This is a genomic window from Promicromonospora iranensis (assembly GCF_028994775.1).
Lineage (GTDB): Bacteria > Actinomycetota > Actinomycetes > Actinomycetales > Cellulomonadaceae > Promicromonospora > Promicromonospora iranensis_A.
Window position 1 is genome coordinate 87658 of record NZ_JAJQMN010000001.1, and the last position, 14288, is coordinate 101945.

The 14288-nt window shown below is 69.3% G+C and carries 15 protein-coding genes and 7 tRNA genes; 10 read left to right on the forward strand and 12 right to left on the reverse strand.

What is annotated here, in order from left to right:
• Positions 1–70: 70 nt before the first annotated feature.
• Positions 71–499, reverse strand: a complete 429-nt coding sequence (locus tag LUU90_RS00425) for a hypothetical protein (protein ID WP_275001217.1) — start codon at positions 497–499, stop codon at positions 71–73.
• A gap of 176 nt (positions 500–675) precedes the next feature.
• Between LUU90_RS00425 and LUU90_RS00430 the strand changes: the two genes are divergently transcribed.
• Together LUU90_RS00430 and LUU90_RS00435 are read left to right on the forward strand one after the other, a co-directional pair.
• Positions 676–2445, forward strand: coding sequence for a cation:proton antiporter (locus LUU90_RS00430; RefSeq protein ID WP_275001218.1), 1770 nt, complete (start codon positions 676–678; stop codon positions 2443–2445).
• 10 nt (positions 2446–2455) lie between these two features.
• Positions 2456–3154, forward strand: coding sequence for a tyrosine-protein phosphatase (locus LUU90_RS00435; protein ID WP_275001219.1), 699 nt, complete (start codon positions 2456–2458; stop codon positions 3152–3154).
• On the opposite strand, the gene LUU90_RS00440 is transcribed toward LUU90_RS00435, so the two are convergent.
• On the reverse strand, positions 3144–3737 hold the full coding sequence (locus LUU90_RS00440; RefSeq protein WP_275001220.1) for a TetR/AcrR family transcriptional regulator: 594 nt from the start codon (positions 3735–3737) through the stop codon (positions 3144–3146). The two genes, LUU90_RS00435 and LUU90_RS00440, sit on opposite strands and share 11 nt — an antisense overlap.
• Before the next feature lie 91 nt (positions 3738–3828).
• On the opposite strand from LUU90_RS00440, the gene LUU90_RS00445 reads away from it, so the two are divergent.
• Positions 3829–4839: an NADP-dependent oxidoreductase gene (locus LUU90_RS00445; RefSeq protein WP_275001221.1), complete on the forward strand. Its 1011-nt coding sequence runs from the start codon at positions 3829–3831 to the stop codon at positions 4837–4839.
• Positions 4840–4922: 83 nt separating this feature from the next.
• Here the strand turns inward: LUU90_RS00445 and LUU90_RS00450 are convergent.
• From LUU90_RS00450 to LUU90_RS00465, 4 genes are all read right to left on the reverse strand, one after another.
• A tRNA-Val gene (locus LUU90_RS00450) sits at positions 4923–4997 on the reverse strand.
• Between the two features lies 1 nt (position 4998).
• Positions 4999–5069: transfer RNA gene (locus tag LUU90_RS00455), tRNA-Cys, on the reverse strand.
• 26 nt (positions 5070–5095) lie between these two features.
• Positions 5096–5167, reverse strand: a tRNA-Gly gene (locus LUU90_RS00460).
• 188 nt (positions 5168–5355) lie between these two features.
• Positions 5356–6183, reverse strand: a complete 828-nt coding sequence (locus LUU90_RS00465) for a S1 family peptidase (RefSeq protein ID WP_275001223.1) — start codon at positions 6181–6183, stop codon at positions 5356–5358.
• 199 nt (positions 6184–6382) lie between these two features.
• Here LUU90_RS00465 and LUU90_RS00470 point away from each other — a divergent pair, with 199 nt between their 5' ends.
• Positions 6383–6781, forward strand: coding sequence for a PPOX class F420-dependent oxidoreductase (locus tag LUU90_RS00470; RefSeq protein ID WP_275001224.1), 399 nt, complete (start codon positions 6383–6385; stop codon positions 6779–6781).
• A gap of 301 nt (positions 6782–7082) precedes the next feature.
• Positions 7083–7913 carry an MBL fold metallo-hydrolase gene (locus LUU90_RS00475; RefSeq protein WP_275001225.1) on the forward strand — a complete coding sequence of 277 codons (831 nt, stop codon included), beginning with the start codon at positions 7083–7085 and terminating at the stop codon, positions 7911–7913.
• A gap of 12 nt (positions 7914–7925) precedes the next feature.
• Here the strand turns inward: LUU90_RS00475 and LUU90_RS00480 are convergent, their stop codons facing one another.
• The 4 genes from LUU90_RS00480 to LUU90_RS00495 form a co-directional block, all read right to left on the reverse strand.
• A complete protein-coding gene (locus tag LUU90_RS00480) occupies positions 7926–8279 on the reverse strand; it encodes a flavoprotein (RefSeq protein ID WP_275001226.1) in 354 nt (117 codons plus the stop codon).
• Between the two features lie 121 nt (positions 8280–8400).
• Positions 8401–8475 (reverse strand) — tRNA-Val (locus LUU90_RS00485).
• Positions 8476–8488: 13 nt separating this feature from the next.
• Positions 8489–8559, reverse strand: a tRNA-Cys gene (locus LUU90_RS00490).
• Positions 8560–8624: 65 nt separating this feature from the next.
• Positions 8625–8696: transfer RNA gene (locus tag LUU90_RS00495), tRNA-Gly, on the reverse strand.
• Positions 8697–8870: 174 nt separating this feature from the next.
• Here LUU90_RS00495 and LUU90_RS00500 point away from each other — a divergent pair.
• From LUU90_RS00500 to LUU90_RS00520, 5 genes are all read left to right on the forward strand, one after another.
• Positions 8871–9998 (forward strand): chorismate-binding protein, encoded by a 1128-nt coding sequence (locus LUU90_RS00500; protein WP_275001228.1) that lies wholly within the window; start codon positions 8871–8873, stop codon positions 9996–9998.
• A 40-nt stretch (positions 9999–10038) separates the two neighbouring features.
• Positions 10039–10629, forward strand: a complete 591-nt coding sequence (locus LUU90_RS00505) for a dihydrofolate reductase family protein (protein ID WP_275001229.1) — start codon at positions 10039–10041, stop codon at positions 10627–10629.
• A gap of 13 nt (positions 10630–10642) precedes the next feature.
• Complete coding sequence (locus LUU90_RS00510) at positions 10643–11491, forward strand: aminotransferase class IV (RefSeq protein ID WP_275001230.1); 849 nt, start codon at positions 10643–10645, stop codon at positions 11489–11491.
• Positions 11492–11572: 81 nt separating this feature from the next.
• Positions 11573–11644: transfer RNA gene (locus tag LUU90_RS00515), tRNA-Val, on the forward strand.
• A gap of 207 nt (positions 11645–11851) precedes the next feature.
• Complete coding sequence (locus tag LUU90_RS00520) at positions 11852–12511, forward strand: hypothetical protein (RefSeq protein WP_275001231.1); 660 nt, start codon at positions 11852–11854, stop codon at positions 12509–12511.
• 119 nt (positions 12512–12630) lie between these two features.
• On the opposite strand, the gene LUU90_RS00525 is transcribed toward LUU90_RS00520, so the two are convergent.
• Both LUU90_RS00525 and LUU90_RS00530 read right to left on the reverse strand, forming a co-directional pair.
• Complete coding sequence (locus tag LUU90_RS00525) at positions 12631–13848, reverse strand: site-specific integrase (RefSeq protein ID WP_275001232.1); 1218 nt, start codon at positions 13846–13848, stop codon at positions 12631–12633.
• Positions 13845–14075, reverse strand: coding sequence for a helix-turn-helix domain-containing protein (locus tag LUU90_RS00530; RefSeq protein WP_275001233.1), 231 nt, complete (start codon positions 14073–14075; stop codon positions 13845–13847). The genes LUU90_RS00525 and LUU90_RS00530 overlap by 4 nt, the downstream gene beginning before the upstream one ends.
• Between the last annotated feature and the right edge of the window lie 213 nt (positions 14076–14288).

A 14288-nucleotide genomic window follows, 5' to 3' on the forward strand; every position in this document is an offset into this window, starting at 1 on the left:
AAGGGAAGGTCACGGAAACTGATCGAGGGGCACCGTCGTCACCGACGGTGCCCCTCGATCGTACCGACCGTCAGTCGCGGCCGCCGCCACCGCGACGGTCCGGACCGTCGTTGTCCCGACCGCTGTGCCGACCCTCACCGCGACCCTCGCGGCCGCCCTCGCCGCGACCCTCACCACGGGCCTCGCGGCCGCCCTCGCCACGGGCCTCGCGAGCACCATCGCCGCCACGGCCCCCGTGCTCCTGCTGCGGGCGCTCCGGACGCTCCGCCGCCTGCGGCTGGGCCTCACGCTGCGCCGGCGCCGGCGCCTGCTCCTCGGCTCCACCCCACTCGCGGGCCCGCTCGCCCAGCGAGTCGATCAGGCCGTCAGCCTGGTCGGGCGTGACTTCCTTGAGCTTGTCGGTGGCAGCGTCGACGTTCCCGTCGTTGAGCTGCTCCTTCGCCTTCTCGATGTTGTCCGGGTCGGTCGCGAACTCCTTGGCCTTGTCAAAAAGCCCCATGTTCGAATCCTCTCGACACAGGCACACAGCTGTGCACCCCCTGCTGGACGACGGGGTCCCGCCGCCTGCCGAGAACCTACGCGTACCGAAGGATGCCCGCACGGGTGGGTACGGCAGATCGGGCATTCCGGGCTCCGAGGTCGGCAGGCACCCTCCGCGTCTCGTACCGTCAGGCCGTGGAGTACGTCGAGTACCTGACCATCGCCGTCGCAGCGGCGGCCCTCATCATCGCCGTCACCGCGCTCGCGCCCCGGGCCGGCGTCGCGTCGCCGCTGGTCCTGGTGGTGCTCGGCGCCGGGGTGAGCCTGCTGCCCTGGGTGCCTGCGATCGAGGTGCCGCCCGAGCTGATCCTCGGAGGCGTGCTGCCCCCGCTCCTGTACTCCGCGGCGGTCGGCCTGCCGTCGATGGACTTCCGGCGCGACTTCACGGCCATCGGAGGGCTGTCCGTCACCCTCGTGGTGATCAGCTCGGTGCTGCTGGGGCTGCTGTTCCGGTGGCTGATCCCGGACATCGACCTCGCCACGGCCATCGCCCTGGGCGCGATCGTCAGCCCGACCGACGCCGTGGCGACCACCATCGTCAAGCGGCTCGGGGCGTCCCCGCGCAGCGTCACGATGCTCGAGGGCGAGTCCCTGCTCAACGACGCCTCCGCGCTGGTGCTGCTCCGGTCGGCGATCGCGGCGACGGCGGCGTCCGTCAGCCTGTGGCAGGTGGTGGGCGACTTCGCGTACGCGGCGGGGGTCGCCGTCGTGATCGGGGTCCCCGTCGGCTGGGTCGGCCTGCGTATCCGCAAGCGCCTGCAGCACGCCGCCCTGAGCACGGCCATGTCGTTCGTCGTCCCGTTCGTCGCGTACCTGCCCGCGGAGGAGCTCGGTGCGTCGGGGCTGGTGGCGGTCGTCGCGGCGGGTCTCGTGACCGGCAACGGCTCGGCGCGGCACCTGCGCCCGCAGGACCGGATCGCCGAACGGTCCAACTGGCACACCGTCGAGCTGCTGCTCGAAGGGGCGGTCTTCCTCGCGATGGGCATCCAGCTCTTCGACCTGATCGAGGACGCGGAGCACGGCAGCGGCTCGGTCCTGCAGGCCGCCGGGGTCGCCGCGATCGCGGGCGCCGCCGTGCTGGTGGTGCGCGCGGCCTTCGTCACGCCGCTGATCGCCATCCAGGCCCGCCGGGCACGCCGCGGCCAGGCCGTCCGGGAGACCCTGACGGGGTTCCAGGACCGCATCGACCTGCGGGTCGCCGCCACCCCGCCCGCGACCGCCGAGAGCCCGGACCGCACGGGCCGGCGCTCGACGGCCGCGCGCCTGCAGCGGATCCAGGACACGCTGCGGCGCCGCACCGCCGACATCGACTACGTCCTCGCCAAGCCCCTCGGCTGGCGCGAGGGCACCCTGCTGGTGTGGGCGGGCATGCGCGGCGTCGTGACCCTCGCCGCCGCGCAGACCTTGCCGGCGGAGACGCCCGGCCGGTCCTTCCTGATCCTCGTCGCCTTCGGCGTCGCGTTCGGCACGCTGCTGGTCCAGGGCAGCACGCTGCCGTGGGTGACCCGCCGGCTGGGGCTGGTCGGGCAGGACACCGTGAGCGACCTGCCCGCCCTGCGCCGCGAGACCGAGCAGGCAGCGCGCGCGTTCCTCGCCGACCCCCGCCGCCCGGACGGCACACCGTACGACGACGGTGTGGTCGCCCGCGTCCGCAAGGACATGTTCCGGGAGCACGAGTCGCAGGACGAGGACGCGGTCCTCTCCAAGGAGCGCTTCGTCCAGTACCGCGAGCTGCGGCTGGCCACCATCGCCGCCCAGCGCGAGGAGCTGCTCGCCGCCCGGTCCGCCGGCACCTACGACTCGGCCCAGCTCGGCAACGCCCTGGACCTGCTGGACGCCGAGCAGATCGCCGTCGAGATGCGCAAGGGCAGGATCCCGATACGCGAGGACGACCCGGAACGCTAATCTCACCCGCGTGACGGATTACACACCGCTCCACCTCGACTGGCCCGGCTGCCTCAACGTGCGTGACCTCGGCGGACTTCCGCTCACGGGCGGTGGCACCGTTCGCGAGCGTGCCCTGGTCCGCTCGGAGTCACCCAGCTTCCTGACCGACGACGGCGTCGTCGCCGCAACCACCTACGGGTTCTCGCGGATCATCGACCTGCGCCGCCCGGAGGAGATCGAGCTGTACCCGAGCCGGCTGGCCGACCTTCCCGGCCACCTGCACCTTCCCGTGCAGGCGGCCGGTGACCCGGAGGAAGGGCCGTGGGTGCACCTGTACACCGGCCTGCTGGACCGCCGTCCCGAGCTGTTCGCGCGTGCCGTCGCCGCCGTCGCGGACGCACCCGAGGGGCCGGTGCTGGTGCACTGCGCCGCAGGCAAGGACCGTACGGGCCTGGTGGTGGCGCTGGCGCTCAGCCTCGTCGGTGCGGACCTCGACGCGCTGGCCGACGACTACGAGATCACCAACCAGCGGCTCGCGCCGCGGTACACCGCACGCGCCGCCGACCGCGAGGTCCTGGCCGGCCGCGAGATCCCGCCCACCCGGCACGTCATCGTCGGGGCCATGGAGCACCTGCGCATGCGGCACGGCTCGGTGGAGGCCTACCTCTCGCACGGCGGGCTCACCCCCGGTCACGTCCGGGCGCTGCGCGCCCGGCTCACCGGCTGAGGCGTGCCGCGGTGAGCAGGTCCCGTGCGGTGGCGAGCGAGCGGACGGCTTCGGACGGCGCGATCCGCACGAGCGCGAACGCGGCGATCGAGAGCCCGGTGACCGCGTCGGCGAGGCGCTCCTGCTCGTCCGACGCGGCGGCGTCGAGGTATGCGGCGACGCCACGGCCGATCGCCGCGCGCAGCTCCGCACGGTAGTCGGAGACAACCCGCGCGACGTCGTCGTCGCGCACGACCGGCGCGGTCGCCGTGTTGATGAGCAGGCATCCGTTGGCCGCGGACATCGACCCGGGGCTCGTGAACGCCTCCTGCAGCCCGTCGAGGTACGTGAGCATCGCCCCCGGAGCGACGACCTCGTCCTTCAGCGGGCGCAGCCGCGGCCGGATCACCTCGTCGAGATAGCTCTGCACCGCGGCGTCGAACAGCCCTCGCTTCGAGCCGAAGGTGTTGTAGATGCTCGACCGGCTCAACCCTGTCGCTTCCTCCAGTGCCGGGATCGAAGCCCCCTCGAAGCCGGCACGCCAGAACAGGGAGCGCGCAGCACGCACCACCACATCCCGGTCGAACTCCTGCGTCCGAGCCATCCTTGCCCTCCCCGGTTTTCTGAAACGCTCTGTCCAGTATATATTGGAAGGGTCGTTACAGAAACAGTTGGCCGCCCCGAGGAGCACTTCGATGTCCGAGTTCATGAGCACGCAGATCCAGCTCGTCTCCCGCCCGAGCGGATGGCCCGCGCACGAGAACTTCCGCACCACGGTCGTCACCTACGGCGACCTTCAACCCGGCCAGGTGCGCGTGCGCAACGCGTTCGTCTCGGTCGACCCGTACATGCGTGGCCGGATGAACGACGTGCGCAGCTACGTCGCCCCGTTCGCACTCGGCGAGACCATCTCGGGCGGAGCGATCGGCCGCGTCGTCGAGTCGGCCGCCGACGATGTCCCCACCGGGTCGGTCGTGCTGCACCAGCACGGCTGGTCCGACACCGTGCAGGACGACGCCTCGACCTTCCGCGTCGTCCCCGACGTGCCGGGCATGCCGCTGTCGCTGCGCCTGCACGTGCTCGGCATGACAGGGCTCACCGCCTATGTCGGGCTCACCGCGATCGCCGGGATGCGGGAGGGTGACACCGTCTTCGTCTCCGGTGCGGCAGGCGCCGTCGGCACCGCCGCCGGCCAGATCGCCAAGCTCCTGGGAGCCGGGCGCGTCATCGGATCCGCCGGCTCACCCGAGAAGGTCGCGCTGCTGACCGAGAAGTACGGCTACGACGCCGCCTTCAACTACAAGGACGGCGACGTGCGTGCCCAGCTGGCCGAAGCCGCACCCGACGGCATCGACGTGTACTTCGACAACGTCGGCGGCGACCACCTCGAAGCAGCTCTCGACGCGTTCAACGACGGCGGACGCGCCGCGCTCTGCGGCGCCATCGCCAGCTACAACACGTCCGAGAAGACCCCGGGGCCCGACAACATGGGCAACATCATCACGCGCGGGCTCACCCTGCAGGGGTTCACCCTCGCCTCCTACCTCCACCTCGCTCCGGAGTTCCAGGAGCGGATGACCGCCTGGTTCGCGGCGGGCAAGGTCGCCTACGACGAGACCGTCGTCGACGGCATCGAGAACACGGTCGACGCGTTCCTCGACATGATGCGCGGCGGCAACACCGGCAAGATGCTCGTCCGCGTCTGAGACCGGCCGGCGGGCCCCGGGCAGCCCGGCACGCGAAAGGCCCTCTGGCCAGCGTTTCCGCTGGCCAGAGGGCCTTTTCTTGCTGGTGGGCGATACTGGGATCGAACCAGTGACCTCTTCCGTGTCAGGGAAGCGCGCTACCGCTGCGCCAATCGCCCGAGGTGGGTACGGGATTCGAACCCGTGTGTACGGCTTTGCAGGCCGCTGCCTCGCCTCTCGGCCAACCCACCGTGCTCTCCCACCAAATGCGGGTTCGAGCGGATGACGGGACTTGAACCCGCGACCCTCACCTTGGCAAGGTGATGCTCTACCACTGAGCTACATCCGCGTTGTCACCAGCTCGAACCCTTTCGGGCCCCTGTGGTGACGCTCCGGAAGAGTAGTTCACAAACGGTGTGCCGGTCCAATCGAAAACGCCGTGCCACCCGCCCCGCACCGGGTAGCCCGGGCAGAACGGGACGGCGCCGCCGGATCTGTCCGACGACGCCGTCCGCGCAGGTCAGGTACGGCGGGTCCTCAGTAGAGCCGCACGCCGTACGCCTTGAGCGCATCCTGGATGGGTTCGAAGAACGTGACTCCGCGCGAGGGGCACCCGCCGACGCCGCCCGAGGTGATGCCGATCGCCTTGCGGCCGCTGAACAGCGGGCCGCCCGAGTCGCCGGGCTCGGCGCAGATGTTGGTCTGGATCATGTTCCACAGCATGAGGCCACCCGTGTATCTGACAGTCACGTCGAGCCCGGTGATGACGCCGGAGTGCTGCCCGGTCGTCGAGCCGATCCGGGTGACCTTCCGGCCCACGTAGGCCTTGCCCCCGGAGTAGCCGCCGGGACGCTTCAGCGCCTTGGTGTCGTACCGGACGAGCGCATGGTCGCTGCCCGGGTACTCGTAGCCGACGGTGGGGCCGATCCGCTGGGTCTTGGGCACCTTCGCCGACCAGGTGCGCACCTGGTTGCCGCAGTGGCCCGCGGTGATGAGGTAGTGCTTGTTCCCCTTGCGCACGTTGAAGCCCATGCTGCAGCGAACGCCCGAGCCGTAGATGGCGCTACCGGGATACATCGCGCGCTTCTTCGGTTTGGCCTCGCGCACCATCGGTGTGAAGACTCCGTCCGTCCGCTTGATGACCAGGGCGTCCGCTTCCTCGCCGGCCGCCTCGCGGATCTCGCTCCGCTCGCCCGCAGAGACGGTGGCGTCGGTCGTGACCACGACCTTTCCCGAGCCCTCGTCCGTGTACCAGGCGACGCCCTCGACGTCGGTCTCCTCGACCGCTTCGTTCACCTCGGCCAGTTCGGCCGCCGTCGGTTCGTCAGGTTCCGGCGACGGCGGCGGTCCGGTCAGTGTGGACATCGTGAGACCGAGCCCTCCGACGAGGGTGATCAGATGGGTTCGCATCCTGGACGCGGGACGTGTGGTGCTGGGTAGATACCTCATGGCGATCTCCTGGTGCAGAGGCCAGCAGGCGGCCCCCGGGAAGGGGCAAGGGCTTCCCGCCCTGGCCCACCGGCCGAGGGTATGGCCGACCACGAGGGGTTATATGTTCAGCGGTATGAGTGCGACCGACATCATCCCCGCCCACCTGATCCCGCTCCTCGAGGCGCCGAACTACGCGTTCCTCGGCACCATCCGGCCGGACGACACGGTCCAGGTCAACCCGATGTGGTTCGATTTTGACGGTGAGACGCTGCGCTTCACGCACACCACAGGTCGTGCGAAGTACCGCAACCTGCAGCACAACCCGTCCATGAGCCTCGCGATCCTCAACGACGAGAACGCCTTCAACTACCTTGAGGTCCGCGGGAAGCTGATCGAGGTGATACCCGACCCGGCCGGAGACTTCTACGTGCACCTCGGCAAGAGGTACGGCAACCCCGACCAGCAGGCACCGGCTGACAGCGCCGACCGCGTGATCCTGGTGATGAGCATCGAGCACTACACGACGCAGTAGTCCCGGGCCACGGAATGGCCTTGGCCGCTCCGTGACCTGCCACCTCCAGGGGCTTCACTCTGATATTGCTCACCATCGTAATGAAGCGTTTTTTCACCCGCTACTCGGCAGATCCGTCGGGTATTCGCCCCGGGCGATGAGTTCACTCCGCGCAACCGGTCACCACTGACGTGGCAGATCTTGAACCGAAGGAGAGAAATCGTCGTCGGGGTACCCCCGACGTCAAGCTCGACCTGGTCGAGAGCCGCACGTTCGACGACCGGCACCACGGACACACGACCCACCGAGCGGAAGGAAACGCATGCTGACACAGGTGACGAGCGGGGTACTGGTCCACCAGAGCGAGCTGCTCGGGAACAACACCGTGGTCGTGCACGGCCGGGCAGGCGTGCTGCTCGTCGATCCTGGGATACAGGGCTCCGAGATGGCTTGCCTCGCGAACGATCTGCGCGAGCTGGGCCTGCCCGTCGTGGCCGGCTTCGCGACGCACCCCGACTGGGACCACGTGCTCTGGCATCCCGGGCTCGGCGACGCACCTCGCTACGGCACGGCCCGCTGCGCGGCCGACATGCGAGAGCTGCGGTCGGACGCGAACTGGAAGGCCCGCGTCACCGAGGGGCTGCCCCCGGAGATCACCGAGGACGTTCCGCTGGACCCGTTCGGCCTGATCACGGGACTGCCTGCCGGAGCGACTCAGGTTCCGTGGGACGGCCCCGACGTGTGGATCATCGAGCATCCGGCACACTCCCCCGGCCATGCGGCGCTGCTGGTCGAGGAGGGTGGCATCCTCGTCGCCGGCGACATGCTGTCCGACGTCTTCGTCCCGATGCTCGATACCTTCACCGACACCAACGACCCCATCGAGGAGTACCTCGCCGGACTGCGGCTCCTGGAGGACGTGGCGGACGACGTCGATGCGCTCGTCCCGGGCCACGGATCCACCGCCAGCGGTGCTGACCAGGTCCGCGCACGGATCGAGCTGGACCGCGCGTACCTGCACGCCCTCCGGCAAGGCCGCACCCCCGACGACCCGCGGATCGACTCGCCCGAGCCCGGCTGGGAGTGGGTGCGGGACATCCACGAGGGGCAGGCCCGGAGCGCCGCAGGGCGGAGGGAGCGCGACGGGACCTGAGGAGCCGGCGTACTAGGTGCTCGTGGGCGTCACTGTGTCGAGGATCTCTTCCCACGGGAAGGCGTCTGCCGCGTCGTCGCCTGACTCGTGCGGTTCGCTCGGGCCGATCACGACGTTCACGCCCCATTCCTTGAGGGTTGCCAGACTGCCCTGGTAGGTCGGGTGGTCGGCGAACCTGACATTGATGTAGGGCCCGGCGGTGATCGGGATGTTGCGGCCGACCTGTTCCGCCAGGCGGGTCAGGACGTAGGTGTCGGCGATACCCAGTGCCCACTTCGTGATCGTGTTGTAGGTCGCCGGGGCCACGATCACGGCGTCCGGGTCGGGCAGCGAGTACCCGACCGTGGTGTGGAAGTCGGTCCGCACCGGACGCCCCAAGACATGCGCAATCTGCGCCATCGCCCCGGCGACGTCGACAGGGTGCGGCACCAGACATGCAAAAGACCCCCTGACCTGCGTTTCCGCTGGTCAGAGGGTCTTGCCGTGCTGGTGGGCGATACTGGGATCGAACCAGTGACCTCTTCCGTGTCAGGGAAGCGCGCTACCGCTGCGCCAATCGCCCATGCTGCATTGCGAGGTGGGTACGGGATTCGAACCCGTGTATACGGCTTTGCAGGCCGCTGCCTCGCCACTCGGCCAACCCACCACTGGGTCAAACCAACAACCTTGGGTGCTCTCATCAGCCGAAGATCTACGAGAGCGGCGTTTCCGAGCGGATGACGGGACTTGAACCCGCGACCCTCACCTTGGCAAGGTGATGCTCTACCACTGAGCTACATCCGCGAAGCCGGGCATCCTGGGGTTTCCCCCGGTGTTCCGGCGCGTTCTGAACATTAATCGAACAGAGGGCGAACCGTCCAATCGCGCGCGCCGCCGTACGGTTGTCCCGTGTCCCCCAGCCCGGCCCATCCGCCCGCAAACCGCACGATTCCACCGGTTCCGTCCCGGCGAGGTTCCGTGCCGTCCTCGCCCGACGTGACCGGGAACACCGGATGGGCGAGCTTCGCCGGACGCGTCGCCACGGACGCCGTCGAATGCATCGACGTCCTGGCCGAGCCGGAGCGGCTCGCGACCGGCACGTGGTTCGTCGTCGCCGACTTCGAGGCCGGCTCCGGGACCCGCTCCGGCGGACGCGCCCGTGCGTGGCGGTTCGCCCAGGTGCACGACGCCGCCGCGCCCGACGCCGGAGCGCCCTCCCCCACCGCCTGGACCGGCCCACCGTCCGACGCCTGGAGCTCCTCCATGGACCAGGCCGGCTACGAGGCCGCCGTCAGCCGGGTGCGCGAGCACGTGCGCGACGGCGACGTCTACCAGGTCAACATCTGCCGGGTGCTGTCCGCGCCGCTCGCCGCCGGACCGGCCGACGCCGAACCCGACGCCCGGGCGCTCGCCGCCCGGCTCGCCGCCGGGAACCCGGCTCCGCACGCCGCCGCCGTCCACGTCCCCGCCACCACCGGGCTGGACCCGGTGTGGGTGGTGAGCGCCTCCCCCGAGCTCTACCTGGCCGTGCAGGACGAACCCGGGACCGGGACCGTCGTGGAGTCCGGCCCGATCAAGGGCACCGCCCGTACGCCCGACGGGCTCACCGAGAAGGACCGCGCCGAGAACGTGATGATCACGGACCTCGTGCGCAACGACCTGCAGACCGTCTGCCGGCCCGGCACCGTCGAGGTCACCTCGCTGCTGGCGGTCGAGGAGCATCCCGGCCTGGTGCACCTCGTCTCCCGCGTGCGCGGCACCCTGTCCGACGACGTCGTCCGCTCCGGCGAGCTGTGGCGCCGTCTGCTGGCCGGTACGTTCCCGCCGGGCTCGGTCTCGGGCGCGCCGAAGTCGAGCGCGCTGCGGATCATCGGCGAGCTCGAGCCCGTACCGCGCGGCCCCTACTGCGGCGCGGTGGGATGGGTGGCCGACGGCGAGGCGTCGCTCGCCGTCGGCATCCGCACGTTCTGGTGGGCCGACCACGGGACCGGCGGGGTCCTGCGGTTCGGCACCGGCGCCGGCATCACCTGGGGCTCCGACCCGACGGCGGAATGGCACGAGACCGAGCTGAAGGCGGAGCGGCTGGTCGCGCTGGCTTCCTCCTAGCCGACCGATGAGTCCTGAGCGCCTCCGTCGTCGTACCGGCATGGGAATCGTCAAAGCAGACATGGCAGTTTCACTCGACGGCTACTCCGCCGGGCACGACCAGTCGCTGGAGCACCCGTTCGGGCCGCTCGCGGGCGAGCGGCTGCACACCTGGATGTTCGAGTACGGGGACGCGCACAAGGCCGAGGTGGACGCCGTCGTCGGCGCCGGCGCGTACATCATGGGGCGCAACATGTTCTCCCCCGGCCGCGGGCCGTGGGACCTGGAGTGGAAGGGCTGGTGGGGCGACAACCCGCCGTACCACGGACCGGTCTTCGTCCTCACGCACCACGCACGGGACCCTATCCCGATGGACGGCGGCACCACCTTCCACTTCGTCACCGACGGCATCGAGAGCGCCCTGGAGCAGGCCCGGGCCGCCGCAGGGGACCGCGACATCTCCATCACCGGCGGGGCGACGACGCTCAACGAGTACCTCGCCGCCGGCCACGTCGACGAGCTGCGGCTGCACGTCGTGCCGTTCACCCTCGGCTCAGGCACCCGCGTGTTCGACGGCGTGCCGCCCATCGAGTTCTCCTCCACGTCCGTGCGGCACACGCCCGAGGTCACGCATCTGACGCTGCGCCGGTGACAGACTGGGCGCCATGACGGTCATCTGGGCAGAGGGGCGCATGGTCGCGCCCGACGAGGCCGCGCTCAGCGCGGTGGACCACGGCATCACTGTCGGCGACGGCGTCTTCGAGACCTGCGCGGTCCTCGACGGTCACGCGTTCGCCCTCACACGACATCTCGCGCGCCTCGAGCGCTCGGCGGCGGGCATGGGCATGGCGCCCCTCGACCTGCGCAAGGTGCGCGACGGCGTCGACGCCGTCCTCGCCGCCGCACCCGACGCCGGGCGCCTGCGCATCACCGTGACCGACGGCATCGGGCCGCTCGGCTCCGGGCGCACCGACGGTCCGCAGACGGTCGTGGTGGCGGCGACCCCCGCCGTCGTCGTGCCGACCGGGCGCGCCGCGCGCTCCCCCTGGACCCGCAACGAGAACAGCGCCGTCGCCGGCCTGAAGACGACGTCCTACGCCGAGAACGTCGTGGCGCTCGCGGACGCGATCAAGAAGGGCGCCGACGAGTCGGTGTTCGCGAACACGCAGGGTGACCTGTGCGAGGGCACCGGCTCCAACGTCTTCCTGGAGATCGACGGCGAGCTGGTCACCCCCCAGCTCAGCGTGGGCTGCCTGGCCGGCATCACCCGCGAGCTGCTCCTGGAATGGGGCGTCGAGGCAGGGCTGCCCGTGCGCGAGGCCAAGGACGGCGAGCTGCCGTTCTCGGTTCTCGACCGGGTGGCCGCGGGCGAGGCGCGGATGCTGCTGACCGGGTCCGTGCGGAACGTGCAGCCGACGGTGTGGCTGGACGGCGTCGACCTGCAGATCGGCGAGCTGTCGGCCGCCGCGCGCGACCTGTTCGAGCGGAACATGCGGGAGCGGATCGATCCCTGACCCGCCTGGGCGATTGGATTTCGCATCCGCGCTCGAACCAGGCTAATATCGTCCACGCACGCCCTAGCGGGTGAGCAGCACGGGCGATTGGCGCAGGGGTAGCGCGCTTCGTTCACACCGAAGAGGTCACTGGTTCGATCCCAGTATCGCCCACCGTGAGAAAGTCCCCCTGATCAGCGGAAACGCTGATCAGGGGGACTTTCCTTTTACCTAGGTGTGTCGTCTGGAACCCCCTTGGGGGACCAACTGAGGGACTACCCCTCTCCAAAGGCCACAGACTCCGAAGAGGTTACGTGCTCCATCCTGGGCAGCCGATGCAGGCTACTGTCGCTTCTACCGGACGAGTGGGAGGGCAGTGCCGTGGACGCAGACTACGACTGGGGCAACCTGATCGTGCAGGTTGTTATCGCTCTTGCGACGATCGGCACTCTGATTTGGGCGATCCGCGTGAACCGGGGCGAGTCACGGCGCGCGAGCGTTGAGCGCAAGGAACGTCTGGCGTTCGAAGAACGGGCGCAAGCAACCCGGATCAGCGCTTGGGAGGAACAGCGGGCCGAGCTGAAGAGCGGGGAACCTGCCGTATGGATCCCGTCGCAGACAGCGTACGAACACCGAGACGACGTGAGCACACGGCGACGCATCTACGTCCACAACGGTTCCGATGCCCCCGTGTACGACGTGGCCGTCAGGTACCAGGAGGTGACCCATCCCGCCCTCCCATGGGTGCATGCGATCCTGCCCCCGGGTGCTGCCGCTCGGTCCCGCGAGGTTTCTACGGTGCCGAACTGCGGTGCGATCGCTGATGACGTTGCACTCGAGGTTGAGTTCCGGGATGCGGCCGGACGGTACTGGCTTCGGGAAAGCAGCGGGATCCTGAAGCGTCGAAGCGACCTTGACTCGATGAGCTGGGAACAGGCGATGCTCCGACGCATGGAGCTCCCTGAAAGTAACCGCATCTGGAACGAAGACTCGGACCGCTCACCAGAACCCAGCGCTGCAGGCCCCGACGAAACCGTCTGACCCCAAACCTCTCTGCTCTCACGTGAGAAGGCTCTCCGGTCAGCAGGAATGCTGAACCGGAGAGCCTTCTCATGTCCACCGGAGTTGGGCTTTGGAAGCCGCGCGGAACCTGATCGCGGCTATACCTGCGTCCGCCCCTCTGCCGTGGCGACGTCGAACAGCGGAGCCATGTGCCAGTCCGGGCCGACGTCAGCGACGGCGAAGACCTGATCCATGACCGTTGCGCCGGTCTCAATCACGGGACGCAGCTCGTGGCGGTACACCCTCTCCGTGACGGCGGTTCCCGAGTGCCCGAGCAGCCGAGCAATCTCTTCCACGGGAACTCGCTCCTGCGACATGATCGACGTGAACGAGTGCCGGAGTTCACGGGGCGCCCACTCCTCCGGGTCGATGCCCGGGACCAGTCGGAGCGCATGGCGGACAGACCTCCTCACGTTCGCGGCGTCGAGCCCTGTCCCGAGAGACGTGGTGAAGACCAAGCCCGTCTCAGTCCATTTGGCACCTGCTCGCGTGCGCGCTTCCCCCTGCTTTGCTCTGTGACGCCGTAGGACATCCGACACGAGGTCGGAGACACCGAGCAACCGGCGCGACTTCTGAGTCTTCGTGTCACCCGTCTTTCGGACCGATCGCAAGACGGCGATCGTGGCGGGCTCACTCGTGAGGTCGACGTCGGACCACGTAAGGGCACGCACCTCTTCTGTGCGCGCGCCTGTCAGCAGCGACACGACGAGGTAGGCGTACATCGGGTGCGTCTTGGTGTGGATCAGGACACCGAGCGCCTGTTCCTTGGTGAGCGACTTGGACCGGCGGCCAGCAGTGCCGCGCGGCACCTCGGCAAGGTCCACCACGTTCCGGTCGACCAGGTCACGTGCCATGGCACGGCGGACGGCCGTGTTCAGGCACCACTTGATGTCCCGAATCGTGGTGGTCGCGTGGGTTGCTGCGAGCGTCTTGAGGAACGCCTCGACCTCCCGCGTCTTGAGGTCGCGTACCTTCCTCGCCCCGAGGGCCTTGACGACGTGCTGCGACAGGTAGTCGTGCCGCTTGAACGTGTCCACGTCCACGTCTCCGTGGCCGAACTCCAGCCAGTCGGAGATGGCATTGGCGACGGTGTACTTCTCGGCGTTGGGGCCAAGGCCCTTCTTGTAGTCGTCGATCCGCTCTTTCAGTGCCGCGAGGGCGGCTGACTTGCTGGTGCCGGAGCCCTTGCGCCGGATCCGCTTTCCGGACCCGCTGTATCCGACGGTGGCCTCTGCGATCCATCGGTTGCGGGACTCGTCGAACCAGACGCTTCGCTCTCCGCGCGAGCGGCGCGGCTTCGTGGCTTCCTCGGTCATGCTGCCACCTCCAGGGTGTTGACGTACTCGGCGCAGGCGGTGACCGGCACGCGGCGCCGGCCACCGATCTTGACGGTGCGCAGGGCACCGGAACGGATCAGCTCGTAGACCTGCGAGCGGGAGAGCCGGAGTGCTTCGGCTGCTTCTTCGACGCGGTACAGCAGGGGCACGACGGCGGTGATGGTGGGCGCGGTCTCGACGTAGACCGGCGGTGTGGCGGTGCTCATCGCTGGTTCCTCTCGCGAACTGCTTCGGGCGTGCTTAGGAGGGGGTTGCCGTACCAGCCGTACCAGCCGTCCCACAGGGGTGTTTGTGCTGGTCAGATGGCATTTCTGGCTGTGAATCGTGCTTGGTTTTTTGCCGTACCGTGCCGTCCCATGCCGTACCTGGTACGCGTTGGTACGGCACGGGACGGCAGGTTTCAGGGCTTCCGTCGCGGT